General features: G+C 41.8%; 27 protein-coding genes. 16 read left to right on the forward strand and 11 right to left on the reverse strand.

Going from position 1 to position 24,861, the window contains the following annotated elements; genetic code table 11:
• Positions 1-38: 38 nt before the first annotated feature.
• On the reverse strand, positions 39-1,364 hold the full coding sequence (locus WJR50_RS00200) for a DUF58 domain-containing protein (RefSeq protein WP_341291184.1): 1,326 nt from the start codon (positions 1,362-1,364) through the stop codon (positions 39-41).
• 64 nt (positions 1,365-1,428) lie between these two features.
• Here WJR50_RS00200 and WJR50_RS00205 point away from each other — a divergent pair, with 64 nt between their 5' ends.
• Both WJR50_RS00205 and WJR50_RS00210 read left to right on the forward strand, forming a co-directional pair.
• Complete coding sequence (locus tag WJR50_RS00205) at positions 1,429-1,683, forward strand: DUF6364 family protein (protein WP_341291185.1); 255 nt, start codon at positions 1,429-1,431, stop codon at positions 1,681-1,683.
• On the forward strand, positions 1,652-2,095 hold the full coding sequence (locus tag WJR50_RS00210) for a type II toxin-antitoxin system VapC family toxin (RefSeq protein WP_341291186.1): 444 nt from the start codon (positions 1,652-1,654) through the stop codon (positions 2,093-2,095). The genes WJR50_RS00205 and WJR50_RS00210 overlap by 32 nt, the downstream gene beginning before the upstream one ends.
• Here WJR50_RS00210 and WJR50_RS00215 read toward each other — a convergent pair.
• The 5 genes from WJR50_RS00215 to WJR50_RS00235 all read right to left on the reverse strand — a co-directional run bounded on the left by WJR50_RS00215 (position 2,092) and on the right by WJR50_RS00235 (position 6,338).
• Positions 2,092-2,721 carry a transposase gene (locus WJR50_RS00215; RefSeq protein ID WP_341291187.1) on the reverse strand — a complete coding sequence of 210 codons (630 nt, stop codon included), beginning with the start codon at positions 2,719-2,721 and terminating at the stop codon, positions 2,092-2,094. The two genes, WJR50_RS00210 and WJR50_RS00215, sit on opposite strands and share 4 nt — an antisense overlap.
• A 112-nt stretch (positions 2,722-2,833) precedes the next feature.
• A complete protein-coding gene (locus WJR50_RS00220; protein ID WP_341291188.1) occupies positions 2,834-3,352 on the reverse strand; it encodes a helix-turn-helix domain-containing protein in 519 nt (172 codons plus the stop codon).
• Between the two features lie 106 nt (positions 3,353-3,458).
• Positions 3,459-4,445 carry an AAA family ATPase gene (locus WJR50_RS00225; RefSeq protein WP_341291189.1) on the reverse strand — a complete coding sequence of 329 codons (987 nt, stop codon included), beginning with the start codon at positions 4,443-4,445 and terminating at the stop codon, positions 3,459-3,461.
• Positions 4,446-4,449: 4 nt separating this feature from the next.
• Positions 4,450-5,589 carry a DUF4350 family protein gene (locus tag WJR50_RS00230; protein ID WP_341291190.1) on the reverse strand — a complete coding sequence of 380 codons (1,140 nt, stop codon included), beginning with the start codon at positions 5,587-5,589 and terminating at the stop codon, positions 4,450-4,452.
• A complete protein-coding gene (locus WJR50_RS00235) occupies positions 5,586-6,338 on the reverse strand; it encodes a DUF4129 domain-containing protein (RefSeq protein WP_341291191.1) in 753 nt (250 codons plus the stop codon). The genes WJR50_RS00230 and WJR50_RS00235 overlap by 4 nt, the downstream gene beginning before the upstream one ends.
• A 235-nt stretch (positions 6,339-6,573) precedes the next feature.
• On the opposite strand from WJR50_RS00235, the gene WJR50_RS00240 reads away from it, so the two are divergent.
• Positions 6,574-7,719 (forward strand): Gfo/Idh/MocA family protein, encoded by a 1,146-nt coding sequence (locus tag WJR50_RS00240; protein ID WP_341291192.1) that lies wholly within the window; start codon positions 6,574-6,576, stop codon positions 7,717-7,719.
• A gap of 67 nt (positions 7,720-7,786) precedes the next feature.
• On the opposite strand, the gene WJR50_RS00245 is transcribed toward WJR50_RS00240, so the two are convergent.
• On the reverse strand, positions 7,787-8,680 hold the full coding sequence (locus tag WJR50_RS00245) for a DUF7847 domain-containing protein (protein WP_341291193.1): 894 nt from the start codon (positions 8,678-8,680) through the stop codon (positions 7,787-7,789).
• Positions 8,667-9,665, reverse strand: coding sequence for a stage II sporulation protein M (locus WJR50_RS00250; RefSeq protein WP_341291194.1), 999 nt, complete (start codon positions 9,663-9,665; stop codon positions 8,667-8,669). Before WJR50_RS00250 ends, WJR50_RS00245 begins: the two co-directional genes overlap by 14 nt.
• Before the next feature lie 89 nt (positions 9,666-9,754).
• On the opposite strand from WJR50_RS00250, the gene WJR50_RS00255 reads away from it, so the two are divergent.
• The 10 genes from WJR50_RS00255 (at position 9,755) to WJR50_RS00300 (ending at position 18,535) form a co-directional block, all read left to right on the forward strand.
• Positions 9,755-10,453 (forward strand): RDD family protein, encoded by a 699-nt coding sequence (locus WJR50_RS00255; protein ID WP_341291195.1) that lies wholly within the window; start codon positions 9,755-9,757, stop codon positions 10,451-10,453.
• Positions 10,454-10,462: 9 nt separating this feature from the next.
• On the forward strand, positions 10,463-10,681 hold the full coding sequence (locus WJR50_RS00260) for a hypothetical protein (protein WP_341291196.1): 219 nt from the start codon (positions 10,463-10,465) through the stop codon (positions 10,679-10,681).
• Between the two features lie 205 nt (positions 10,682-10,886).
• Positions 10,887-11,444 carry a Uma2 family endonuclease gene (locus WJR50_RS00265; RefSeq protein ID WP_341291197.1) on the forward strand — a complete coding sequence of 186 codons (558 nt, stop codon included), beginning with the start codon at positions 10,887-10,889 and terminating at the stop codon, positions 11,442-11,444.
• Positions 11,445-11,598: 154 nt separating this feature from the next.
• Positions 11,599-12,696 carry an alginate lyase family protein gene (locus WJR50_RS00270; protein ID WP_341291198.1) on the forward strand — a complete coding sequence of 366 codons (1,098 nt, stop codon included), beginning with the start codon at positions 11,599-11,601 and terminating at the stop codon, positions 12,694-12,696.
• Positions 12,697-12,891: 195 nt separating this feature from the next.
• Positions 12,892-14,148: a parallel beta-helix domain-containing protein gene (locus WJR50_RS00275; RefSeq protein ID WP_341291199.1), complete on the forward strand. Its 1,257-nt coding sequence runs from the start codon at positions 12,892-12,894 to the stop codon at positions 14,146-14,148.
• A 4-nt stretch (positions 14,149-14,152) separates the two neighbouring features.
• Complete coding sequence (locus WJR50_RS00280) at positions 14,153-15,265, forward strand: SO2930 family diheme c-type cytochrome (RefSeq protein WP_341291200.1); 1,113 nt, start codon at positions 14,153-14,155, stop codon at positions 15,263-15,265.
• A gap of 160 nt (positions 15,266-15,425) precedes the next feature.
• Entirely contained in the window at positions 15,426-16,526 is a 1,101-nt protein-coding gene (locus WJR50_RS00285) for a helix-turn-helix domain-containing protein (RefSeq protein ID WP_341291201.1), read from the forward strand.
• An 85-nt stretch (positions 16,527-16,611) separates the two neighbouring features.
• Positions 16,612-16,938 (forward strand): ArsR/SmtB family transcription factor, encoded by a 327-nt coding sequence (locus tag WJR50_RS00290; protein ID WP_341291202.1) that lies wholly within the window; start codon positions 16,612-16,614, stop codon positions 16,936-16,938.
• Between the two features lie 49 nt (positions 16,939-16,987).
• Entirely contained in the window at positions 16,988-17,869 is an 882-nt protein-coding gene (locus WJR50_RS00295) for an arsenite methyltransferase (protein ID WP_341291203.1), read from the forward strand.
• A 51-nt stretch (positions 17,870-17,920) separates the two neighbouring features.
• The gene (locus WJR50_RS00300) at positions 17,921-18,535 is read left to right on the forward strand and encodes a low molecular weight phosphatase family protein (protein WP_341291204.1); all 615 of its coding nucleotides are present in this window, start codon (positions 17,921-17,923) and stop codon (positions 18,533-18,535) included.
• Between the two features lie 4 nt (positions 18,536-18,539).
• On the opposite strand, the gene WJR50_RS00305 is transcribed toward WJR50_RS00300, so the two are convergent.
• Positions 18,540-19,193: a phosphoribosylanthranilate isomerase gene (locus WJR50_RS00305; RefSeq protein WP_341291205.1), complete on the reverse strand. Its 654-nt coding sequence runs from the start codon at positions 19,191-19,193 to the stop codon at positions 18,540-18,542.
• Between the two features lie 36 nt (positions 19,194-19,229).
• Between WJR50_RS00305 and WJR50_RS00310 the strand changes: the two genes are divergently transcribed.
• The 3 genes from WJR50_RS00310 (at position 19,230) to WJR50_RS00320 (ending at position 22,194) form a co-directional block, all read left to right on the forward strand.
• The gene (locus WJR50_RS00310; RefSeq protein WP_341291206.1) at positions 19,230-20,273 is read left to right on the forward strand and encodes a methyltransferase; all 1,044 of its coding nucleotides are present in this window, start codon (positions 19,230-19,232) and stop codon (positions 20,271-20,273) included.
• Between the two features lie 115 nt (positions 20,274-20,388).
• Positions 20,389-21,444, forward strand: a complete 1,056-nt coding sequence (locus WJR50_RS00315; RefSeq protein WP_341291207.1) for a sugar phosphate isomerase/epimerase family protein — start codon at positions 20,389-20,391, stop codon at positions 21,442-21,444.
• A 24-nt stretch (positions 21,445-21,468) separates the two neighbouring features.
• Positions 21,469-22,194 (forward strand): 3-keto-disaccharide hydrolase, encoded by a 726-nt coding sequence (locus WJR50_RS00320; protein ID WP_341291208.1) that lies wholly within the window; start codon positions 21,469-21,471, stop codon positions 22,192-22,194.
• A 433-nt stretch (positions 22,195-22,627) separates the two neighbouring features.
• Here WJR50_RS00320 and cysN read toward each other — a convergent pair whose 3' ends face one another.
• On the reverse strand, positions 22,628-23,914 hold the full coding sequence (cysN, locus tag WJR50_RS00325; protein ID WP_341291209.1) for a sulfate adenylyltransferase subunit CysN: 1,287 nt from the start codon (positions 23,912-23,914) through the stop codon (positions 22,628-22,630).
• A gap of 34 nt (positions 23,915-23,948) precedes the next feature.
• The gene (gene cysD, locus WJR50_RS00330) at positions 23,949-24,854 is read right to left on the reverse strand and encodes a sulfate adenylyltransferase subunit CysD (RefSeq protein WP_341291210.1); all 906 of its coding nucleotides are present in this window, start codon (positions 24,852-24,854) and stop codon (positions 23,949-23,951) included.
• Positions 24,855-24,861: the final 7 nt, after the last annotated feature.

Consider the following 24,861-nt stretch of genomic DNA (forward strand, 5'->3'; position numbering starts at 1 on the left):
GAATGAATCAGGTAGACTGTATTTGTAGTCTGCTTGATTCATATCACCCCTCTTGCTTTCAGCTCCAGATACTTGTTTATCGTATCTACCGAGAGCTGAGAAGAAGTGGTCAACACACTGTAAATACCATGTTTTTGTAAGGTATCAGCCATTACCTTCTTTTCCAGCGCAAACTTCTCAGCCACAGTCTTCTGATAAACGTCCTGTATGCTTTGTACTTCTTTTTGAAGTAGTTTGTAGAGTTCCGTATTCTTAAAGAAAATTACGACCAATACATGGGTAGCCGCCAGCCGGCGGAGATAAGGAAGTTGTCGCTCCAGAGAAGAGAGCGATTCAAAATTGGTAAAGAGCAAAAGCAAGCTACGCTGCCTGATCTGCCGCTTTACCTGAACGTACAATGCTTCAAAATTAGACTCTTTGTAAGCAGTTTTTTGCGCGTACAAAGCTTCCATGATCAGGTGCATCTGGTTACTTCGTTTGCCGGCAGGCACCATTTGCTGTACTTTATGCTGAAAAGTAATCAACCCCGCTTTATCTTCTTTCTTGATGGCAATATTACTGATTACCAGACTAGCGTTGATGGCATAATCCAGCAGACTCATTTCTTCAAATGGCATTTTCATCGTCCGGCCTTTGTCTATCAGGGCATACACCTGCTGTGAGCGTTCATCCTGATATTTATTCACCATTAAATCTCCCCGGCGAGCAGTCGCTTTCCAGTTGATGGTACGGAAGTCATCTCCGGCTACATATTCCTTGATCTGTTCAAACTCACGATTATGCCCAAACCTGCGGATACGCTTGATACCAAGCTCCGTCAGATGACTGGAAATGGCCATCAGTTCGTACTTGCGCATCTGTATGAAGGAAGGGTACACCGATACTACTTTATCCTGAGAGAAACGAAAGCGACGTAACAATAAATGTATGGGAGAGGCAGCGTAAATATTTAAAGCACCAAATCCATATTCTCCTCGCTTTACCGGCCTCAAAGTATAGGTCAGGCTATGTGACTTAGCCGAAGCTAAGTCTAAGCGGATATCAAAATCTCTTTTCTGAAACTGAACAGGAATCTCATCTATGATACGGAGATGGGTTTTGAAACTGTAGTGATTAGTTATTTCAACCTTTAATACGTTCTCATCTCCATTAGATAGGCGATCGGGAGTAAGGCGGTAGCCACTAATTCCTTTTTTGATATTGTAAAGTAGGAGAATATCTGCGATGATCAGCAGCAACCAAACCAGAAAGCATACCTGCGCCACCCGAAAAAGCCAGGAAAAACTAAAGCTCAGCACAAAGAGTAGCACTACTACAGCTAGTCCAAAAAAGAAGCGGTGGGTGAGATATGTTGTACGGAGCATGGCTTACAAATAAAGGAACTTTTAACAATTTTACACGTGTATATTTATTAAAAATGACACGTGCATGAATACCAAACTAACATTAACCCTAGACAAAGAAACCATAGAACAAGCTAAAAAGTATGCCTCAGAACAGGGAAGAAGTTTATCAGAAATTGTGGAAAATTACTTTAAATTTTTAACAGAACATAAAACTGAGGATGTTAGTACTCAAATGTCTCCTAAGTTAAAGCGTTTAAAAGGTGTAATGAAGGTGGACGCCAATTTTGACTACAAAAAGGTTTTAGATGATGCCAGAAATAATAAGTATGGCCGCTAATTTTTTTGTAGATACCGATATTATTATTGATCTGCTTATTGACCGAAAACCTTTTGTAACCTCTTCCTCTAAAATATTTGAACTGGCGGATCAGGGAAAAATTGCCCTCTGCACTTCTACTCTCTGCATTAATAATGTTCATTATATCTGTAAGAAAGTGTTGGGCGATAAGCAAACTCGTCAGGTTATAGAAGATCTAATGGAACTACTTCAGGTACTGGACGTAACAGAAAACGACCTCAGGGTAGCCCTCAAAAGTAACTTCAAAGACTTTGAGGATGCTATTCAGCACGCAGTGGCTACGCGTGAAGCATCAATCAAATCTATTATCACCAGAAATGTCAAAGACTATAAAAAATCCAGTATATCTGTGTTTGATCCGGATGACTTTCTGAAGATTCTAGTGGTTTAATTCATAAATAATTTGGATAGTTTTTCACTATTGGCTCTCCATTTATAAGGTCTAGCTAAACAGTTATTATAATACTCAATAAAAGCTATTAGTTTTCTTTTCAAGTCATCAGTAGAGCTAAACTGTCCTCTTTTGATGATTTTTCTTTGCAATAATCCAAACCAATTTTCAATTTGGTTTAACCAGGAACAATGCTTAGGGGTATAGGCAAACCGAATTCGGTGTTTTTCATCTTCAAGGAATTGTTTTCGGCTTTTCTTTGATTTCAGGATGCCTTTGTACCCTTTTTTACCCAAATCTTCCTCAAATCCAATTTGCTTTGCTACCCATTCTACTAAGGAAGCTGACATATGAGTATTGAGTTGGTCGCAAACAATGATCCAAGGCTCGGCAGGGGCTATGGCCACAATGGCCTGAATATGTTCCAGATAATCTTGTTCTGTTCTGGTATCCCCAATCGAATATTGGAGGATTTGCCCTGTTTTCACATCCCGTCCGGCAATCAGGCATTGGGTACCATTGCGTTGGTACTCCGGATCACACTTTTCTATTTGTCCTGCCTTCATAGAGGCAACCCTCAAAGATTCTAAAGCCTGTATCCCCGTTTTTTCATCAGAACTAACCACATGAAAAGCAGTTTCTTCTTTACCTGCTTTCAGGTATAGGTTACATACTTTTTCTGTATCGGCTATAAATTCATCAAAATCTTCAATCTTAGGAAAAAGCCAATATTCCGATTTATGAGGGGCTAATGCCTTTTTTTAAAATTCGTCCTATGTGAGAAGCCGATATGCTTTCCACAATCCCACGGCTGACCACTTCTTCTGCTAGGGTCACATGGGTCCAATGGGTAAAAGGCAACCCATAATCTTGAGGCTTTTCACAAGCTAATGCCACAATTTGTTCCCGTTGGGCTGTAGTAAAATCTTCTTTGCGGCCTCTACCTGGGGCATCTGATAAAATCCTGTACACCTCTTTAATTAATACCCCGTCACTAACACCTGCCCCATCAACCCCTTTACTAAATGCCTGTAAGCGTTCATAATTATTAATCCATCTATTTCGCCAATAGCTTACCGTATTTTGGGATACACCCAGCTTTGATGATATACTGCCTCCTGATTCCCCTTTAAATCCATAGACAATGATCTGAATACGAGTCATAAAACGTAATTCTAAGCTTTTCCGATTCGATTCTTTTTCCAATAAGCTTTGTTCCCTTTCGTTCAAACGGATTTCTCTTGCCGGTCTTCCCATTTGTTGCTATTATTATTTTGGGAAGCAAAAGTATTTGTTTTTTACAAATTATTTGAGATTTATACCACTAGATAATGAGTAGACTATCTCTTTCCTGAAGCTTTCACTATCTCGGTACTTCTACCTTATCAATCATTTGCTTGAGTACCGTATGAACACGCTGCCCTTCCATCTCCGCCTCGGGGGTCAGGATGACTCTATGCACCATCACCGGAATTGCCATCGTCTTAATATCTTCCGGGGTTACGAAATCCCGTCCGTGAATGGCTGCGTAAGCTTTGGCAGTAGACATAATCGCCAGAGAGGCACGGGGAGATGCCCCCAGGTACAAAGCCTGGGCCTGACGGCTTTCATTAACAATGGAAGCGATGTAGCGTATCAGGTGATCTTCTACATGAATACCACCTATTTTCTCCCGATAATTTGTGAGTTGCTCTGCACTGATTACCGCTTTAACATTAGAAATGTCCTGACGATTGTGGCGACGGTGAAAGCGCTCCAGCATCATGGTTTCCTCATCCAAAGAAGGGTAATCTACTTCAATTTTCAGCAGAAAACGATCTAGTTGCGCTTCGGGCAGGCGGTAAGTTCCTTCCTGCTCAATGGGATTTTGCGTAGCCAGTACCAGAAAGGGCTCTTCCATTTTGAAAGTCTGAAGATCAGTGGTTACCTGACGCTCTTCCATCACTTCAAAGAGTGAAGCCTGCGTCTTGGCTGGAGCACGGTTAATCTCATCTACCAGCACGATATTGGAAAATATAGGTCCTTTGCGATACTCAAAATCTGTTGTTTTCGCATTGAATATTGAAGTCCCCAGCACATCAGAAGGCATGAGGTCGGGGGTAAACTGAATACGCGAAAAGCCTACAGACACTGTTTTGGCTACCAGTTTGGCAGTCAGGGTTTTGGCTACTCCGGGCACTCCTTCCAACAATACATGTCCATCAGCCAGCATGGCCGTAATGATAAGGTCTACCATGCGTTCCTGCCCTACAATCCATTCTCCGATATTCTTGCGAATCTGCTCTACACTTTCTGCCAGCTGGCTCAAATCCACCCTGTTTTGAAATGTATTTTCGTCCTTAGGTTCCATAAATTCAGATTATTGCTTCTTGCGTATAAAAGCTGTCAATATATTGGTTCAATACTAAAAGTTCATTTGAAGAAAGGTCCTGCTTACCTTCTATCGTAAAGATATAATCAAATATTTTATCTACCTCTTCCGGGGGCTTTGCCGTCTTATGAGATACCCGTTCGCGAAAATGCTGATCTTTCCATTCACCTTCCATCCGGTATCTGCTCAATAAATATTCGCGAAAGTAGATAATTTTCTTTTTTGCCATCTCCCGATGGTTGCTTGACCGCATAAAGAGGTTGCTCACTGTCTGTATAAAATCCAGCGTTGAATTAGAAGGGGGTACAATCACCGGAACTGCTCGCTGCCTCCGTTTTGATTCAAAAATCATGAATAATATCAAGCCTGCTAAGCTCAGGTATACTGCCCAGCGTAAAGCCGGTACACTCAGCAAAAAGCGCAGGGGAGTAATAGGTTCCATTCTCCCCAGATGATAATATTCGTTCCACAATACGTCCCGTACTGGTAAAAAACTAAGCGACTGGGCTGCTTCCTGAGCCAGTGTGTCTTCCAACATAAAGTAGTTAGTGTAGACTTGAGGAACACTGCTGAGCAATAATGCACCTGTACCTTTACTGTAACGAAGCAGTACCGGGTCACCCTTTTCATCCTCCGCCAGTACTTCTAAGCGTGCGGAGTCAAAGGCAGAAAAGTAATAGAGGCTTTCCCGTATTTCCAGCGTATCTTCCTCCCGGACGATACGCTCTTTTAGTCGGGTATCGGTTTCCAGCTTAAGTGTGTCTGACAGCTTACCCCCAAATGCACGGGCAGTGGCAAATACATAACCACCACTATCTAACATTTGCCATAACACTTCGGTATCCTGCTCATCAGGAGAAAAATCGGCAGCGAAGATTAACACATTTTCCTGCTCATAACCCTGCTCCTGTAGCTCATATAAACTGCGATATTGTGTATTGACTGACTGTTCAGGAAAAAGATAAGAAAGGTTTTCAAACAGGATAAATGTTCCGTAAGGACTTTTGTGCTTGTGATGCAGACTAAAGGTCCAATCCGTTGGAGTAGGGGCCAGCAGTTCTACCAGCAGCAGGAGCAGGAGCGCACCGCCCAATATCAAATAATATTTCCACTCCTTCCTCATGTATTCACTGCCAATTGATGGTCAATAGCCTGGTGTAAGCTGTTCACTTTTTCGTACAAGGCAGCATCTACCGGAAACTCGCCGTACCAGGCATACTCATAATAGATACTCAGGCTGCGAAAATCCGATTTTATTTTTTCCAGCTCCAACTCTCTCTGGTAATCCGCATTGGTCTTGCCGGGATGCCATATGATCAGGTCACTGTGTGCAAGTTTTTTCAGGGTATAGATATACAGCAGCCTCACAGCTCGGCGATAATCTGCCGCCTGCTGGGCTTTGCTGATCTCTTCTTCAAAGTTCAGTTCATGAATATCTTCATCCAGCATATCCTGTACCTGCATATTGTTCAGCCGCTTTTCTCTGCTGAAGAGTCCCGATACATTTACCCCTGATAGCTTCAACACTGCAAATATGATCATGCTTGCACAAAAGATATATAGCAACCAACCTATAGGAAAGCTAAAATTCACCTCTCCGAACAGCTTTCCCAGTTGCTGGAGTATCCACTGCCAGATTTGCTGCCAAAGACTGACGCTTTGCTGATACCCATGGCGATAATCAAAATCTTCATCCGCACGATACTGTTCTATCACCTCAATTGGTATGTTCCGCTTAATCGCTTCCTGTTTCAATGTGTCATTGAAATCATACACCAGATCCGGCACCCTTTCCTGCGCACCTGCATAAGTGCTGAGAAAGAGTATCAGCATACTTAAGATCAATTTTACTGAAGGCAAGCTTTTATGCATTGAAAACCGTTTACAGCCTATGAGCTACTTCACGCCAATTTGGCCAAATTGACTACCTATTACAATTTTTTTATGAAGAAAAGCTTACGGGCATAATCTAAGGTAGCCCTTGCCTAGAGCTTATGCTTTGTTCCCTTATGGGAATCACCGGAGGAATGGCGGACCGCATTAGCGTAAATCAATAAAAAGCATTAATATCGGCGCTATAAGTTTAGAATAACCAACCTATTGAAACATGCAAAAAATTAAGATTGGCGTAGCAGGACTTGGTTTTATCGGCCCTGCCCATATTGAAGCGCTGCGCAGAATTCCCAACTTAGAAGTAGTCGCTGTCAGTGACTTTACCCTCGACATCGCCCAGGCTAAAGCTGATTCACTCGGCATTGATCATGCTTATGGAAGTTTTGAAGAACTGCTGAAGCATGAAGGTATAGATAGTATCCATATCTGTACACCTAACCATCTTCACTATGAAATGGCTAAAAAAGCCCTGGAAGCCGGAAAGCACGTTGTTTGCGAAAAACCTTTGGCCACTACTGTACCTCAGGCCGAAGAGTTGGTTGAGCTTGCCAAGCAAAAAGGATTAGTAAACGCAGTACACTTCAACCTGCGTTATTACCCTCTGGTAAAACAGATGAAAGCCATGTGTGAAAGTGGTGAAATGGGAGAAATTTTCTCCGTCATCGGCACTTATCTGCAAGACTGGCTGTACTATGCTACCGACTACAACTGGCGGCTGGAGCCAGAAATGTCAGGTGACTCCCGAGCCATTGCTGATATTGGCTCTCACTTACTGGACCTGGTAGAATATATTTCTGGTCTGGAAATTACCGAAGTGATGTCGGACTTCAGCACGGTACACAAAACTCGTAAAAAACCACTTAAGCCTGTTGAAACCTACTCTGGCAAAATGCTAAAGCCGGAAGACTATCAGGATATTCCTATCAATACAGAAGACTATGCTACCGTGATGATGCGCTTTAATAACGGAAACCGTGGGGTGGCCACCGTGAGTCAGGTAGCTGCCGGAAGGAAAAATCGCATCAATCTAGAATTTTCTGGTTCCAAGCAAGCCGTTCACTGGTGCTCTGAATCGCCTAATGAGCTTTGGATAGGTAAACGTGATACTGCTAACCAGTCATTGTTAAGAGATCCTGCTTTGGTACATGAGAGTGCAGCGCAGGCAATTTCTTTCCCTGGCGGCCATAATGAAGGTTTCCCTGATACTTCCAAGCAAATGTTTAAGGATGTATATGCTGCTATTCGCGAAAGCAAACATGTAGAAGACAAGTACGCTACATTTGCACACGGCTTACGTGAACTAAGACTTTGCGATGCAATCGTTGATAGCGATAAAAAGCAGGCGTGGGTTAAGCTATAAATTACTGAAAGCTATAGAAAAACGAATGGCCGGGATTTGACTACCTGGCCATTTTCATTCTCTACTATTAATAGCTCTCTTCTTCTGAGCTGTGCGATTTTTGCTGCCCCAGACTATCAATCTCCTCCATCAGCCCAGCGGCTTCTTTTTTCTCTACCAGGTTACCGTATTGGTACCCTATAGCTACCAGAATGATGCTATACAAAAACTGAGAGCCCAAAGTACCCACTACCTGAGCTACAATAAATAATGCCTGTATCACTGCCGAACTGTTCTGAATGTCATAGTCTGCTGAAGTAGAAAAGAAAGCACCAAAGCCAGTCATGAGCATCACTGGTAGTCCGAAAATAGAGCCTAAGATCGCCTGGAGCATCATCATTACCAGTATCAGCCCAATGGTGCTTAAATAATTATTAGAAACCAGACTGAAGCTACGGGAAAAAGCTTCGCCAAAGCTAAGTCTTTCTTTTACCTGTAAAATAAAAATGAAAGACAGCGCAGCCATCAGTATAAAGCCGGGAATGATCAAAAAGACAAAGCCAATAATTATGAGTATGGCTGTCACGATCATGCTTAGTACGATAGGCAAAAGATTTCCTTTAACTCTTGCCCAGACTTCGTTTACGCTGATGTTTTCATAATCATCCCGCTCAGTATATAAAGAAAGATAGCTGTACACTACCGAGACTACTACAGCTGACGAAAGAATAGAAATGATATTGATCAGGCTTGTATCTCCCAAAACAGAGATGGCTTCTGCTTCCGAAAATTCACCACCGTTGAAAAGTATATTCATGGAAGTAATGGCCGAAATAATCCCCACTACTATTAATACTGGTCCGGCAATGTACAGCAGGCTCTTGCCCAGCGGAATAAAGTTCTGTCTTAGAAAGGTAAACGTAGCATTGACCTTATCTCCAAAATCACGCTGCTCATATAATTTGATCTTACTGCCTTGCATGCTGCTGTAGTTTTGCTGGGTATATGACAAAATAATAAATTACAAAGAAAGCAGAGCTTAAAATAATCGCCAGACGTAGCGGCCAGGGCCACTCTGTAAGGCGGGTTACAAACGATTCCAGAAAGCCTGCAATGATGAATAAAGGTACCAGCCCTACCACAATTTTCATCCCCTGGCGGGCTCCTTTTTTAAAAGATTCCATACGGGGGTAAGTACCCGGAAATAAAATACTATTGCCAATCACTAAACCCGCTGCTCCGGCAATGATGATAGAAGATATCTCAATGGTACCGTGAATCCAGATGGTGAGGAAGGAGGGAAGTAATACCCCCTTTTGATAGAAGAAATATTGAAAAGCTCCCAGCATGATTCCATTCTGCAAAAGCACAAAGCCAGTACCTATAGAAAGAAATATACCCGCTACAAAAGCCATGAACGAAACTTTAATATTGTTGACCGTAATAGCAAAAAACATATCACTTCTTCCCATGCTTTTATACACCGCCATAGGGTCATTATTTTCAATATTTTCCAGCGTCATGTTTACATAGCTATCCCCCAGAATCAGGCGTACAAAGGTATCATCATGTGCTGCCGAGAGTGCTCCAATCAGGCAGGCAACCGTAAAAATGAGAAAAGAATAGAGCATCTGCTTGCGTGACGCATACAGTATCTGAGGGAGTTCTGTTTTCCAGAAACGAACAAAGCGGCTCTGCTCTTCTTTTTTATTACGGTATATGGCCTGATGTACTTTAGCCGTCAGGTTATTCAGATAAGCGGTAGTATTACTTTTAGGGTAATGCGTTTTGGCATAGCCCAGATCATCTGTAAGCTGGATGAAATAATCTGCCAATTCATCCGGTTTTAAGTTACTTTTACCGGAAGACATTGCCTCGCTCAGTGCTTCCCACTTCTTTTCATTTTGCTTGACAAAGGCCGCTTCTCTCATCAATTTCGTATTTTCTGCCTCAGTTTGAGTAGCCACAAACCGAAAACTTATCGTATTTTTAGTATCTGAATGATGACCAATTTAGCGAGAGAAATTTACAAATTAAACTATCAACCATTGCAGCTATGCCGCGTATAAGTATAGAAACTACACAAAATGTACATGTAGATTATGTTTTAGCAGGTATTGGCAGCCGTATACAGGCTTTCTTTCTGGATCTGCTGGTGATCGCTGCCTATGGAATCATATTTCTATTAGTATTTTCACAGCTAGGTATTACCCCTCCTACTGCCCTTCTTGTTGTATTGAGCTTACCTCCCTTTCTGTATCATTTGCTCTGTGAAATATTTATGGATGGGCAAAGCCTGGGCAAAAGACAAATGAATATCAAAGTGGTGAAGCTGGATGGATCGGCACCGGGCATAGGCGCATACCTCATACGCTGGTTGCTTCGTTTGGTTGATATAGGCATGATGAGTGGGGCAATCGCTGTATTAAGCATTGCCATTTCTCGCAATGATCAACGTCTGGGTGACCTAGCTGCCGGCACTACCGTAGTAAAGCAAAAAGCTGGACAGCCTTTATCTGTCTTTTCCGTTGAGCAAGACCATCAGCCTGTTTTTCCTGAAGTGGTGAACTTACGGGATCAGGATATAGACATCATCATGCGGGTGATCCATACTTATCGGGAAAGCGGGCAAACTGCTCCTCTTACGGCTACAGCTCATAAAATTCAGGATTTACTGAAAATACAGAGCGATTTGCGCCCGCTACAGTTTCTCTACACTGTGGTAAGAGATTATAAGCATTTGACATCAAGGTAGATTTTGAAAATGAAAAATTATTTAAAATACATCCTACTTGGATTATTTACGCTTACTTTGATTGTTATGATCTTTTCAGTCTTAGTTATTGGTCAGATAAAAACCAGTGAAGCTTATAAAGTAGCTACAGAACAATTAGCTTCTGATGAGATGGTTCAAGAAGCTACTGGGGAGTTAAAGAATATGGTTGGTACGTTGAAGGTTTTGTTAAACAAAATTCTCAATTAGCTTCTGCTAATCTGCTTCTGACAGCAGAAGGTTATGAAAAAGATATTAAGGTTTTTTGCTTGATGGGTAAGAATGAGAATAAAGAATGGTTTTTGAAAGAATACAGAATTCTTTAATTATCTTTTTGCTTTTTCATCTTTGAAGTCTTTAAGCGTAATTTTTTATATTGTATTACATAAGTTTTCACCCTTTTTTCTGATAAAAGATGGAAGTTGAAGTAGCTAAGCGATTGTTCACTATTCAAGAGTACCACCAGATGGCAGAGGCTGGTATCCTGGGCACAGATATCCGAACAGAATTAATCCACGGAGAAATAATAAAAATGAGTCCTATTGGAAATCAACATGCAGCAATAGTAAGACGTCTTTCTACTTTGCTCATCCCCCAGTTAGTTCCAAATTTTATCGTGGATGTTCAAAACCCTGTTCACATCAAAGATCATTCTGAACCTGAGCCTGATATTGCGGTTTTGCCTTTCCGAGAAGATTATTACGCTACCACCGGGGTGACGCCTGCCGATGTGCTTTTGCTCATTGAAGTATCTGATAGTATCCTACATTATGACCGTCAGATCAAGCTTCCGCTATATGCTACTGCCCAGATTCCCGAAGTATGGATTATTGATGTGATTAAAAAAAGGTTATATGCCTATCGTCAACCGGTAGAGGGTGAGTATCAAGAAAAAAAGACAATCAATAATGAAAGTGAAATATCAGCAACTCAACTTCCATTAACAGTGAAGCTTAACGACATGCTGGTTTAAGTTAGCTATCTTTTTTCTATGCATATCAAGCTTGAAAAAATACTTCAGAAATATGAAAGTATTATCATTATAATCCTTCCTTTCAAGGATTTTTCTCTGCGCCGGTAAAAGCTTATATAGAAAAAAAGGCTTTATGTCCTCTACAATATTTACTATGAGATTTTTTTACACCATTTTTTTCTTAGTTATCATATCAACTTCAGCAGTAGCGGAGGTCAGCATACGGCAAACGCTTTTGCTCACTCCCGAAGAGCAGCAGTATTTGATGAAGCTCATTCAGGAGAATAAAGAAGTGCAAAATCTTTGGTATCCTGTCAAAGAAGCTGCTCAGGCAATCCTCTCTGAGCAACCTCATCCTCTAAAAGTGATTCATTATGAAGGCCTGCTGGATACAGATCCGAAAAGAGTAGCAACCGAAAAAAGCCTTCGCGACATGGATAAGATAGCCATGTTGTTGAATGCTTTTTATGGCACACAAAATAAAGCCTATGCCGCAATGGCAAAAAAATATATCCTGGCCTGGGTAAATGTTTATCAGGCAACAGGAAATCCTATTAATGAGAATAAGTTTGAGCCTCTGATCCACACTTATCAGGTAACGAAAAGCTACTTTAGCCCTGCTGAGCAAGAACAGGTAAACCAATGGCTGGTCAAGATAGCCGAAGCCGAAATGGCTAATCCTAATATTCCGGAGAACAACTGGAAAGCCAAACAGATCAAACTGGTGGGAACAATCGGTCTGGTAACAGAAAATCCGTCTTATGTAAAATATGCTAAAGAAAACTTTAAAGCATACGTGGACAAATCCCTATACGGTGATGGTACCAGCCGGGATTTAGAGCAACGGGATGCTTTGAGTTACCATACTTCCGGCCTTGATCCGCTGCTTACTTATGCCATTACTTTAGATCAGCTTGGTGAAAATACTTCTGACGATCTTTTCCGCTATGAGAATCCGGATGGGGGAAGCATACAGAAATCCGTTGATTTTGTAATCCCTTATGCCACCGGAGAAAAAGAATATAAGGAGTGGGTAAATACCAAAGTAGAGCTAGATAAAAGAAGAGCAGAGGCCGGACTGGAGAAGTACCAGCCCGGTAAACTGTTTGATCCTAAAGAATCTCTAGACACTTATGAACTGGCCTACTACTTTGACCCAAACTATAGAGACGTAATTCAGCACTTAACTAAAGATGATTTTAAAGAATACAATAGCTGGTTTTTAGTTTTAGTGGATGTATCTCGCCAATAAGTAAATTCATTAGACAAAAACCACCTGTTAATTTGTAAAAGCTCAAATACCAGGGGTAGCAGCTGTATGAAATATAATACTTACATTCATAAGCAGCGTTTGAATAGCTTTGAACCCGCTTAACTTGTCCGAACTCCGGAATTCGGACGTTTCTTCTGTCTCTATTGATTTATTTTGCTGAAAATAATCGCCACAATGAAACAATATCTTCTTCTCTTCTTTCTATTCTTCCTCCTTTGTGCTTGCGGCCCTGATCGTTATGATCCTGAACGGAATTATCAGAATAAGGAAAAAGAAATCCTCACCCAGTTTATCATTGCTGAAGATAGCAGTGTGATTGAGCTGCCAGAAGGGCATTTTCTTTTTTCGCGCAGCCTCATTATGGATGGAAAAAACCATATTACTATCCGGGGCAAAGGCATTGACAAAACTGTGCTCAGCTTTAAAGGGCAGCAGGAAGGAGCCGAGGGTATCCGCATTACCAACAGCAATAACATTAGCCTGGAAGATTTAACGGTAGAGGATGCTTCAGGCGATAACATCAAAGTAATGGATACCGACGGCATCACTTTTCGCCGTGTCAAAGTAGCCTGGACCGGTCCTATCAATGAAGAAAACGGAGCCTACGGCTTTTATCCCGTCATCTGCAAAAATGTATTGATTGAAGAATGTGTGTCTATGGGTGCTTCTGATGCAGGTTTGTATGTGGGCCAATCGGAAGATGTCATTATTCGTAACAACAAAGTGTTCCAGAATGTAGCTGGTATTGAAAGCGAAAACAGCGACCGGGTGGAGATTTATGGAAACGAATGCTGGGACAATACCGGAGGCATTTTGGTATTCAACCTCCCTGGCCTCACCCGTTATGGACGAAACATCAAAGTGCATGACAATGTGGTGCATGATAATAATAGGGAGAATTTTGCAGTGCCTGGCGCCATTGTGGGTACCGTTCCTCCCGGTAGCGGTATCATCGTTCTGGCTACCAAAAATGTAGATGTTTTTGATAATGAAATCAGAGACCACAAAACAGCAGGTATCTCAGTAATTAGTTATGAGCTGATGAGCGCGATGGAAGGAAGCAATGAAAATGAACAACCTGACCCGGAAAGTGGAGTGCGGGGCATACAATCAGACTTTCGCAGTGATAACAATTACGATCCTTTTCCCGGGCAAATCAGCATCTATAACAATCTGTTTGAGAATGACCATTGGCTACCCTACCTGGGCTCAGACTTTGGAAAACTCTTTTTATTTAAGCTAGGCCCTACTATACCTGACATAGCCCTGGATGGTATCAAAGCTGATGATTATTTTCTGGCAAATGGAGAGGTAAATCAATCTTATAAAGTTTGTATTGACGAGAAGCAGCGTATCAGCTTTGTAGACCTGGACGCTGCTAATGACTTTGAAAACCTGAGCACAGATGTTACCAAGTTCAGTTGTCGATAAGCTTATGAAAAGGTTAGGAGCGTTCATGATAACCTATACTTTTTTGGCTGCTTGTAGTTCAGAACCAAAACAGCAGCAACCGATAGCTGCTGAAAAAACCACCGTCCCTGAGGAAATTAACACCCATGGCATGGGCAAAGCCTGGTTATCAGAGTACGGTTTTTTTGAAGGAAAACTGGCCGATTTGCAGCCTGCTGCTCATGTAGTGCCCTACGAACTAAACACACCCCTGTTTTCTGACTATGCCCACAAAAAACGCTTTATTTACTTCCCGGAAGGTGCTTCCGCAAATTATCAGGAAAAAGAAGTATTGGAGTTTCCGCTAGGTACGGTGCTTATCAAAAATTTCTACTACCCTAATGACTTTCGGGATACGGCAAAAGGAAGAAAAATACTGGAGACACGCTTACTGGTGCATGAAGAAAAAGGCTGGCAACCTTTGTCGTACATCTGGAATGAGGAACAGACCGATGCTTATTTTGAAATTCTTGGCGCTACTATACCAGTACAATGGACACACACCGATGGGGCGATAAAACAAACCAACTACATTGTACCTAATCTGAATCAGTGCAAAAGCTGCCATGTGAAAGACAAAACACTTATGCCCATTGGCCCAACAGCGTGGCAGCTAAACCGGAATAATGAATTTGCCACTGAAGAAGTGAACCAGTTAGATTATCTGGCAGCACATGCTTACCTGTACGGTTTGCCTGAAGCGAAAGATCGCCCTTCATTACCGCTTTGGGAGGATCCTAACTCAGGCACGCTTAATGAACGGGCGATAGCCTATCTGGACATTAACTGCGGACCTTGTCATAACCCTTTGGGACCAGCCAAAACTTCAGGTTTAAACCTCACTGTCTTTGAAACTGATCCTTACAAATTGGGGATTATGAAACCCCCTGTGGCTGCCGGAAAAGCCTCCGGTAATCTGCTGCATGATATTGTGCCGGGTAAGCCTGAAGCATCCATTTTGCTGCACCGCATGAACAGCACCAATCCGGAGGTAATGATGCCTGAACTGGGGCGCACCCTTATCCATGAGGAAGGGGTGGCATTAATTCGCAATTGGATTGAGCAGTTGAATAGCTCAAAGTCAATCACCGGCCCATAGTAAGGTAGAAATCTGCTTTGCTAAGTGTAATTGTAAGAGCGGTTTTCCCAGTCTGCGTATGGCGAAATAGTAATCTGGTTTTACTTTATTCATCCGAATCTTCTATTTTCCCTACTGTTAACCAACAGAAAGGAATAGCTTGTACTTCAACGTTTATAATTTGCTGATATTCTTTGGGGTAGGACAGGGGCTTATCTTGGGGCTGCTTATCCTACTCATGAGAAAAGAAGGTGACAGGGCTGCTATCTTTCTGGCTTTACTTATCATCAGTTTTGCCCTTACCACCGGCAAACATTTGGTAATAGATTTACAGGCACAAAACCCCTGGCTAACTCCACTGATACTGCCTTTTTCATTTTTTTTGCCGATAGGACCATTGCTCTACTTTTATATTAAACGCACTGTTTTTCCTCAGTTCCGAATGTCATTCAGGGATTGGCTACATTTCTTTCCGGCTTTCACATTTCTTGTCTTGCAACTAAGTGTTTTTCTGTCAGAAACTGTATTTGTTGATACCCAACGGGGTCATTTAGCTTTCCTTTTACAGTTTACAGAACAAATAGCCGGGTTACTTTCTTTTTTTGTCTACGGTTATTCAGGACTACAATTGGTCAAAGAATACCAGCGGTGGATTAAGGAGGAATATTCTAACCACGAATACATCACACTGGCATGGCTACAAAAACTGCTGGTAGCACTCCTCATTAGCTGGATATTACTTTTTGGATTCACATTATTTGATCTGATTGGTTATCAGTTTCATTTGCCTCCTTCTGCCTATTATCCCCTTCTGCTCTATGTTTCGGTATTAATCTACTGGATAGGATTGAAGCAACTTATTAGGATAAGTCGACCTAAACCTGCAATTACTCATGCTCACAAAAACCAATCTCTTTCTACTGAGCATCTGGAAAATCTGCAGGATGAAATTGCTGGGCTAAAATTTTTTGTAGCTCAACAAAAGCCCTATTTAGACCCTGAATTAAAACTGGATAAATTGGCTTCTTTGCTAAGTACACATCCCAAAACATTGTCCCACCTGCTGAATCAAGGACTTCAAACTAGTTTTTATGATTTTGTCAACCGCCATAGGGTAGAAGAAGTAAAAAAGAAACTACTTGACCCTCGCTATGATAAGTTTACTTTGCTGGGCATTGCCCTTGAGTCAGGTTTCAACTCCAAATCTACTTTCAACCATATTTTCAAAAAATTTACGCATCAAACACCAATGGAATACAGAAAAAAGCATAGCCAGACATGAAAATGTTTATTATCCTTTCATTTTTTGGAGCTTTCCTTAACTTTATTTTTATTTCATCGTAATATTGCAATATAGCGCAAGAATTATGGGAGTAACCAAAACTGATCTTTTTACCACCGAGCAAAATCAACTGGCACAAATCGCCAAAGCCATGGCGCATCCCGCAAGGATTGCCATAGTGCAGCATTTGCTTAAAACGAACCAGTGTATTACCGGAGATCTGGTGTTGGAAATTGGTCTGGCCCAGGCTACCATTTCTCAACACCTGCGAGAACTGAAAGCTATCGGTATTATTCAGGGAAGTATAGAAGGTACTTCAGTCAATTATTGTATTAACCCTGTCAAATGGAAAGAAATCAAAGATCTATTCAATTTACTCTTTGACCAGTATACTGGAGAGAATTGTTGCTAAAAAAATTTTATATTCATTCATCGTAATATTGCTATAAACCAAATATATCATGAGTACATCAGAAGAACTAAAAAAAATCGTCAGAGATAAGTACAGCAAAATTGCTGAGCAGGATAAAGCCCTCAATGCTTCTTCCTGCTGTGGATCCGGTACTTCCTCTACGGAGGTTTACAACATCATGACAGATGATTACAGTACTGTACAAGGTTATAACTCCGATGCAGACTTGGGCTTGGGCTGTGGTTTACCCACCCAATTTGCCAAAATACAAAAAGGCGATACTGTCATAGATTTAGGATCAGGCGCAGGAAATGACTGCTTCGTTGCCCGCCACGAAACCGGAACTACGGGTAAAGTTATTGGTATAGATTTTACCGACTCAATGATTAAGAAAGCGCGAGCAAATGCAGAAAAGCTTGGTTTTAACAATGTAGAGTTTCGCGAAGGAGACATTGAAGAAATGCCTGTTTCGGATAATGTGGCTGATGTCATTGTAAGTAATTGTGTACTTAACCTAGTGCCCAATAAAGAAAAGGTGATCAGCGAAATTTTTAGAGTACTTAAGCCTGGCGGTCATTTCAGTATTTCAGATATCGTACTGGTAGGTAAGCTGCCCGAAGCACTGCAAAAAGACGCGGAAATGTATGCCGGATGCGTGGCCGGGGCTATTCAGAAAGAAGAATATCTGGGCTACATACAGGAAGCTGGCTTTGATAATATCACTTTGCAAAAAGAAAAAGTGATCAGCTTACCTGATGATATTCTAAATTCATACCTGTCCGCTGAAGAAATAGACGCTTTCAAAAATGGTGAAACAGGAATTTTCAGCATCACCGTTTATGCTGAGAAGCCCGGAACAAAAACATCAAAAACTTCTGCGAGTAAAGCAAAAGAGGAAGCTTGCTGCGAACCCGGATCTGGTTGCTGCTAATATTAACTAATTTGGGGCGGCTTTAGCAGTCGCCCTTTATCCATTAATTTTATGTATTCTAAACTTACCCAATACATCAGCAGACTGGTCAATAATTTTAACAGTATTCCCCAAAGGCGTAAGGAAGTTTTACAGCAGATCGCTCAGGCTATACAATCTCAACGCTACACACACCAGGAGAGTCAGCTTATTTTTATTTGCACACATAACAGCCGACGTAGTCATTTCGGGCAAATCTGGGCTGCAGTAGCTGCTTATTACTATGGTATTGAAAATCTGAAAACTTTTTCCGGAGGTACGGAAGCTACTGCCTTTAATCCTCGTGCTGTAGCTACTTTGGAAAAGACAGGTTTAAAGATAATAAATCCCGGAGGAAAAAATCCTGAGTATGAAGTACGCTTTGCAGATAAAGCAGAAGCTATGCATTGCTTTTCCAAAACTTACGATCATCCCACCAATCCCCAAAAGAATTTTATCGCACTGATGACCTGTGATGAGGCTGATCAGAACTGCCCTGTAGTTTTAGGCACGGAATACCGCTTTGCTATTCCTTACCGTGATCCCAAAGAAGCTGATGGAACAGATGAAGAGACCAGACGCTACGAAGAACGTTGTCAGCAAATCGCTATTGAAATGTTTTATCTGATATCTTTACTCCGAAAATAGCTTTCTAAGCAGAATGAACTGCGCTTACAAAATGCTTCAGTTTTTCAGCATCAAGCTTTCCATCAGTGCGCACACCGCTACAGATATCTACGCCAAATGGTGTTACTTTTCGGATGGCCTCCTGCACATTTTCCGGTTTTAGTCCGCCTGCCAAAAATAATGGTTTATCAATCGCTTCTCTGATCTTTCTGCTGATTTCCCAATTATGCACTCTTCCGGTTCCACCTAATTCTTTCACTGACAAATTAGGATTACCGGAATCTAACAATATCGCATCCACATCCCGCGAAACACTTTTTGCTTCGTTTAAGGAAGATTCATCTACCACATGAATCACCTGTACCAGTTTTACTCCTGGTAGCGCCTTTCTGATTTCCTGATATGAGCCATGAGAAAGCGCATCTACGATCTGAATGGTGTTCGTTCTTACTTTCTGCTGATGCCGAACAATAGCCTTCACCTGGGTTTCGCTGGTAAGCAAAAAGGTAGCGATAGGAGGGGGCACGCTTTCCGCCACGTCTTTAATAAGTTCATCTGAAATTACACCCGGACCACTGGGCATATGTCCTACAAGCCCCAAAGCATCAACTCCGGAGCGAATGGCCAACTCAGCTTCTTCTCTACTGCTGATGCAACAAATTTTGATCCTGGTCTTCATCTGATAACTATATGCTAAATAATCAGTTTTTTTTTCATGAAACTCACCTCTACTCCCGAAAACTTATTGGAACGCCTTGCGCTATGGCTAGGCATAGCACCTACACCCATCAGTGACACTCATGTAGCTTTTATGATGGCTCGTACCATTATGGTGGGTGCTAAATTAGGCATTTTTGAAGCACTTGCACAACAACCCGCTACCGCAAAAGTAATCTCCAGAAATTGTCAGACACACCCTAATGCTACCCTTAAGATACTCAACTCCCTTGTTCATCTTGGCTATCTAAGCACTACCCCTCAACAGGAATATCAACTTACCAGATTATCCCGCAAATGGATGTTGCAGGAGAGTGAAAAATCTGTCTATGATAAGATGATATTACAGTTTGTAGAGTGGAAGTTGGTGGAGCATTATGAAAATTATGTGCGCTCTGGTGAGCCTGCTGATATGCACCAGATATTGAGTGAAGAAGAATGGGAAATCTACCAGAAAGGGATGCGATCCATGGCTAAAGTTTCGGCCTGGGAAGTAGCCAAGCGTACGCCTATACCTAAGAGAGCCAATTACCTGCTGGATGTGGGAGGAGCACACGGCTATTATTCTGTTGCTCTTTGCCAAAAATATCCTGATTTGAAAGCCACAATTCTTGACCTTCCGGAAGCTATCAAATATGCCGGGCCGCTTCTTTCTGAAGAAAATATGGCTCATAAAGTAAAACATCAGGCGGGAAATGTACTTACCATAGATTTAGGAGAAGCGGTATATGATGTTGTTTTTATCTCCAGTCTGGTTCATCATTTTGATGCTGATACCAATACTATGCTCGCTCAGAAAATTTTTACAGCCCTCAAACCCGGTGGATATTACATTATTCAGGAGTTTATCAGGGATGACAAAGCTCGCAAAGGAGATTATCTGGCGATACTAGATTTATACTTTGCTGCTACCAGCCAGTCAGGTACCTGGTCGGTGAAGGAAATGTCGGGATGGCAGAAGAAAGCAGGCTTTGAACCTTATAAAATCATTCGGCTACGCTCCATTCCCCGGCATGTACAGGTCGTTGGAAAAAAGGTTTAGGTTTTCCCTACTACTTGCTTTACACTTGTATGTACTACGATTTGAATAAGCTAAAATAAACCTTAATTTAGGCCATAAATTTTTTTGTTGAACCCAAACCGCAACCTAATATCCTATGAAAACTATTAAAGGTCCTGCCGTATTTTTAGCACAGTTTATGAGCGATGAAGCTCCTTTTGATACTTTTGAAAATGCTTGTAAGTGGATGGCCGATGCCGGTTACAAAGGTGTGCAAGTACCCACTTTTGATCCTCGTTGCATAGACCTGGAAAAAGCTGCCGAAAGCAAAGATTATTGTGACGAATTACAGGGCAAAGCTAAGGAAGCAGGCGTTGAGATCACCGAGCTTTCTACACACTTGCAAGGTCAGTTGGTAGCTGTGCACCCCGCTTACGATAAAATGTTTGACTCTTTTGCCCCTGAAAAAGTACATAACAACCCTAAAGCCCGACAGGAGTGGGCGGTCAACCAAATGAAAATGGCGGCCAAAGCCAGTCGTAATTTTGGTTTTAAAGTTCATGCTACTTTCTCTGGTGCCCTGGTATGGCCTTATATGTACCCCTGGCCACAGCGTACACCCGGTATTGTAGATATGGCCTTCAAAGAACTGGCTGATCGCTGGACACCTATCTTGAATGAGTTTGATGAAAATGGCGTAGATGTTTGTTATGAAATTCACCCCGGTGAAGATTTGCATGACGGTGTGACTTTTGAACGCTTCCGTGAAGCCACTGGCAATCATAAGCGCGTGAACATGCTGTATGATCCCAGCCACTATGTGTTACAGCAACTGGACTATATCGCCAATATTGATGATTATCATGAGTTAATTAAAATGTTCCACGTAAAGGATGCAGAATTCAACCCTACCGGGAAATCCGGAGTATATGGTGGGTATCAGGACTGGGTAGATCGTCCTGGACGCTTCCGCTCTTTGGGTGATGGACAGGTAGATTTCAGTACGATATTCAGCAAATTGACCCAATACGATTATGATGGATGGGCCGTGCTGGAATGGGAGTGCTGCATGAAACACCCTGAACAAGGTGCTCTGGAAGGCGCTCCTTTTATTCAGGATCACATTATCAATGTAACCGAAAAAGCATTTGATGATTTTGCCGGAGGCAAATCGGATGATGAAACCAATAAAAAGATTTTAGGATTATCTTAAAGTAAAACCAAAGACGAATAACTTATGAAAATGAACGGATGGCCTCTGGGCTTGATGGTAATGGCATTTGCCATTGTCTCTTGTGGACCTTCTTCTCAAAATGAAGCTGAAACCACAGATAGTACTCCCGCTGAAGAAACTACTGCCGAAGCTTCTTCTGAGTGGGAAGAAATTACTGCTCCTGAAAACTGGAGAAACTTCAAAGCTGATACTATCTCTTCCCAGTGGGAAATGCAGGATGGTGTGCTGACTTTGGTAGGTGAAGGTGGGGGTGACATTGTCACCAAAAAGCAGTATGATAATTTTGAGCTGGAGATGGAATGGAAAATCTCTGAAGGTGGTAATAGTGGATTAATGTTTCATGTAGTAGAGGCTGATTCACTTGGCGCTACTTATCATTCAGGACCTGAATATCAGCTTCTTGATAATGAAAGACACCCTGATGCAAAAATTGAAACACACCGCTCAGGAGACAATTATGATCTGCAAAAATCAACGGTAGAAACAGTGAAGCCTGCCGGTGAGTGGAATACAACCCGCCTGGTAGTAAACGAAGGCAAAGTAGAGCATTATCTCAATGGTGAAAAAGTAGTAGAATACGAACTGTGGACACCCGAATGGGAAGAAGCGGTTGCGAATAGCAAGTTTGCCCAGTTTCCTGCATACGGGAAAGCCAAAGAAGGACATATCGCTTTGCAGGATCACGGTGATCAGGTTTCTTTTCGTAACATTCGCATACGCGAACTTTAGTAGCATCCGTTTTTTTAAATCAGATATAGAAAAGTACCGGCCCAGTCGGTACTTTTTTTGCCCCTCTCTACAAGCTTTTTTTATATTGGGATATTGTTAATTTCAGCATTATCATAGCATAACACCTTCATTCACTATATTTTCGTGAACTTGCAATTTGTTTTCCAACAAATAATCTTGAGATAACAAGACAGACAGTCCAACTATTTGCAAGTTTCTCACTTTTGCTTTATCTGTCTCCTAACTTCATGTGACATCTCCGCAGAACACTAAATACTGATATGTTTTCAAGTGGTTATTGCCTTGATTTATTTCGATAATAATGGTAACGCTAATAAGTTGGCCGTGAAATAAATTATCAAAGTAAACAAAAAAAGAAAGCCAACGCTGAATGTCCAGCATTGGCTTTTTATTGCCTATAGTAAATAGATTATCAAATAATCATTCCGGCTCCTACGGTTTCGTTGGTAAATTCGTCTATAAGAATCATACTACCGGTGGTCCTATTTTTCTTATAGCTATCATAAATTAAAGGAGAAGTAGTACGGATTTGTACCCTTCCAATATCATTTAGACCTATCTCCTTATCATCCTCAATGCGGTGTAGGGTATTGATATTTACCTTGTACTTTACCTCTTTTATTACGCAGCGTGCATCCTTGGTGGTATGTTTGATCGCGTATTTTCCTCCTGGCTGGAGTTTTTTCTCATTGAGCCAGCAAAGCATCACATCAATATCCTGACCCACGGTGGGTTGGTTGTCTGGCTTACAGATAGTATCTCCTCTGGTAATGTCAATGTCATCTTCCAAAGTGAGTGAAACTGCCATAGGTGGGTAAACTTCATCCAAAGGCCCATCCAGAGTTTCAATTGACTTGATTTTAGAAGTAAGGCCTGAAGGCTGAACAATAATTTCGTCGCCCGGCTTAAATACGCCACCTGCTACTCTACCTGCATAGCCTCTATAGTCATGGAATTGATCTGACTGAGGACGAATGACTCTTTGTACAGGAAAGCGAGAGTCTATAAAATTGTAGTCACTGGCAATTTGTACATTTTCTAAAGCATATAGCAAACTTGATCCCTCGTACCAAGGCATATTTTCTGACTTATGCACTACATTGTCGCCTTTTAGCGCACTGATAGGAATGTAGCGAATGTCAGGAATATCTAATTTGGAGCTGAAGTCCTCAAAGTCATCTTTAATTTTTTCAAATGCTTTTTCGCTGTAGTCTACCAGATCCATTTTATTGATACAAAGTACAAGGTGCTGGATACGCAGAAGAGAAGCAATAAAAGCATGGCGACAGGTTTGTTCTACCACACCATGACGCGCATCCACCAGTACAATGGCCAGGTTAGCGGTAGAGGCACCGGTGACCATATTTCTGGTATACTGAATATGGCCAGGAGTATCGGCGATGATAAATTTACGCTTGGGTGTAGCAAAATAACGATAGGCTACATCTATAGTAATCCCTTGTTCTCTTTCATCACGCAAACCGTCTGTCAGCAGAGCGAGATTGATATTTTCATCTCCACCACCCAGGCTGGCACGCTGCACAGCATCCATCTGATCTTCAAAAATAGCTTTGCTATCAAATAATAGCCTCCCGATCAGAGTACTTTTTCCATCATCCACACTACCTGCGGTGGTAAACCGCAACAGATCCATGTTGAGGTATTGTTCGTTTACTTCTTGTGTTAATTCTTGGTTCATTGCTAATTTTTTTGCTTTGGGAGAAATGTTCAGTCTAGAAGTAGCCTAACTTTTTACGGTCTTCCATGGCTGCCTCCGAACGCTTATCATCAGTTCTGCCACCTCTTTCTGTAACTTTGGCTGAGGCTACTTCCTGAATAATGGCTTGCAAGTCAGCCGCTTCTGATTCTACTGCTCCCGTACAAGTCATATCACCAACCGTTCTGAAACGGATGCGTCTGGTTTCGTATTTTTCTTCTTTCTGTAAAGTGAGGAACTCTGACCTAGCCAGTAATACACCATTGCGTTCTATAACTTCACGATCATGAGAAAAGTAGATTTCAGGAATCTCCATTTTTTCTGCGGCTATGTACTGCCACACATCCATTTCTGTCCAGTTACTCAAAGGGAATACGCGAAAGTGCTCGCCTACATTTTTCTTACCATTAAACAGATTCCACAATTCAGGGCGTTGGTTTCTAGGATTCCACTGTCCGAATTCATCACGGTGAGAGAAGAATCTTTCTTTGGCCCGGGCTTTTTCTTCATCTCTGCGGGCTCCGCCAAAAGCAGCATCAAACTGAAACTCCTCAATAGCATCAAGCAAAGTCACTGTCTGCAAAGCATTTCTGCTGGCATTAGGGCCTTTCTCTTCTACCGCTCTCCCTTTATCAATCGACTCCTGTACGGTCTTTACAATTAATTTTGCTCCTACTTTTTCTACCAGATTGTCACGAAACTCTATGGTTTCAGGAAAATTATGTCCGGTATCAATGTGCATAAGCGGAAAAGGTAGTTTAGCCGGCCAAAAAGCCTTTTGTGCCAATCTGACCATGCATATTGAGTCTTTACCTCCCGAAAAAAGCAGCACTGGTTTTTCAAACTGAGAGGCTACTTCTCGCATTATGAAGATAGCTTCTGCTTCCAGCTGCTTTAAGTGCGTCAAACGATAAGATTTCATAGCTGAT

The sequence above is a fragment of the Catalinimonas locisalis genome, assembly GCF_038039535.1.
Lineage (GTDB): Bacteria > Bacteroidota > Bacteroidia > Cytophagales > Cyclobacteriaceae > Catalinimonas.

Bases quoted from the DNA above. Each gene is read 5' to 3' on its own strand.
- WJR50_RS00280 (WP_341291200.1), top strand. From the start codon at position 14,153: ATGAAAAGGTTAGGAGCGTTCATGATAACCTATACTTTTTTGGCTGCT.
- WJR50_RS00205 (WP_341291185.1), top strand. From the start codon at position 1,429: ATGAATACCAAACTAACATTAACCCTAGACAAAGAAACCATAGAACAA.
- WJR50_RS00255 (WP_341291195.1), top strand. From the start codon at position 9,755: ATGCCGCGTATAAGTATAGAAACTACACAAAATGTACATGTAGATTAT.
- WJR50_RS00275 (WP_341291199.1), top strand. From the start codon at position 12,892: ATGAAACAATATCTTCTTCTCTTCTTTCTATTCTTCCTCCTTTGTGCT.
- WJR50_RS00320 (WP_341291208.1), top strand. From the start codon at position 21,469: ATGAAAATGAACGGATGGCCTCTGGGCTTGATGGTAATGGCATTTGCC.
- WJR50_RS00245 (WP_341291193.1), bottom strand. From the start codon at position 8,680: ATGCAAGGCAGTAAGATCAAATTATATGAGCAGCGTGATTTTGGAGAT.
- WJR50_RS00210 (WP_341291186.1), top strand. From the start codon at position 1,652: ATGATGCCAGAAATAATAAGTATGGCCGCTAATTTTTTTGTAGATACC.
- WJR50_RS00290 (WP_341291202.1), top strand. From the start codon at position 16,612: ATGGGAGTAACCAAAACTGATCTTTTTACCACCGAGCAAAATCAACTG.
- WJR50_RS00230 (WP_341291190.1), bottom strand. From the start codon at position 5,589: ATGAGGAAGGAGTGGAAATATTATTTGATATTGGGCGGTGCGCTCCTG.
- WJR50_RS00225 (WP_341291189.1), bottom strand. From the start codon at position 4,445: ATGGAACCTAAGGACGAAAATACATTTCAAAACAGGGTGGATTTGAGC.
- WJR50_RS00305 (WP_341291205.1), bottom strand. From the start codon at position 19,193: ATGAAGACCAGGATCAAAATTTGTTGCATCAGCAGTAGAGAAGAAGCT.
- WJR50_RS00200 (WP_341291184.1), bottom strand. From the start codon at position 1,364: ATGCTCCGTACAACATATCTCACCCACCGCTTCTTTTTTGGACTAGCT.
- WJR50_RS00295 (WP_341291203.1), top strand. From the start codon at position 16,988: ATGAGTACATCAGAAGAACTAAAAAAAATCGTCAGAGATAAGTACAGC.
- cysN (WP_341291209.1), bottom strand. From the start codon at position 23,914: ATGAACCAAGAATTAACACAAGAAGTAAACGAACAATACCTCAACATG.
- WJR50_RS00265 (WP_341291197.1), top strand. From the start codon at position 10,887: ATGGAAGTTGAAGTAGCTAAGCGATTGTTCACTATTCAAGAGTACCAC.
- WJR50_RS00260 (WP_341291196.1), top strand. From the start codon at position 10,463: ATGAAAAATTATTTAAAATACATCCTACTTGGATTATTTACGCTTACT.
- WJR50_RS00315 (WP_341291207.1), top strand. From the start codon at position 20,389: ATGAAAACTATTAAAGGTCCTGCCGTATTTTTAGCACAGTTTATGAGC.
- WJR50_RS00235 (WP_341291191.1), bottom strand. From the start codon at position 6,338: ATGCATAAAAGCTTGCCTTCAGTAAAATTGATCTTAAGTATGCTGATA.
- WJR50_RS00270 (WP_341291198.1), top strand. From the start codon at position 11,599: ATGAGATTTTTTTACACCATTTTTTTCTTAGTTATCATATCAACTTCA.
- cysD (WP_341291210.1), bottom strand. From the start codon at position 24,854: ATGAAATCTTATCGTTTGACGCACTTAAAGCAGCTGGAAGCAGAAGCT.
- WJR50_RS00220 (WP_341291188.1), bottom strand. From the start codon at position 3,352: ATGGGAAGACCGGCAAGAGAAATCCGTTTGAACGAAAGGGAACAAAGC.
- WJR50_RS00310 (WP_341291206.1), top strand. From the start codon at position 19,230: ATGAAACTCACCTCTACTCCCGAAAACTTATTGGAACGCCTTGCGCTA.
- WJR50_RS00300 (WP_341291204.1), top strand. From the start codon at position 17,921: ATGTATTCTAAACTTACCCAATACATCAGCAGACTGGTCAATAATTTT.
- WJR50_RS00240 (WP_341291192.1), top strand. From the start codon at position 6,574: ATGCAAAAAATTAAGATTGGCGTAGCAGGACTTGGTTTTATCGGCCCT.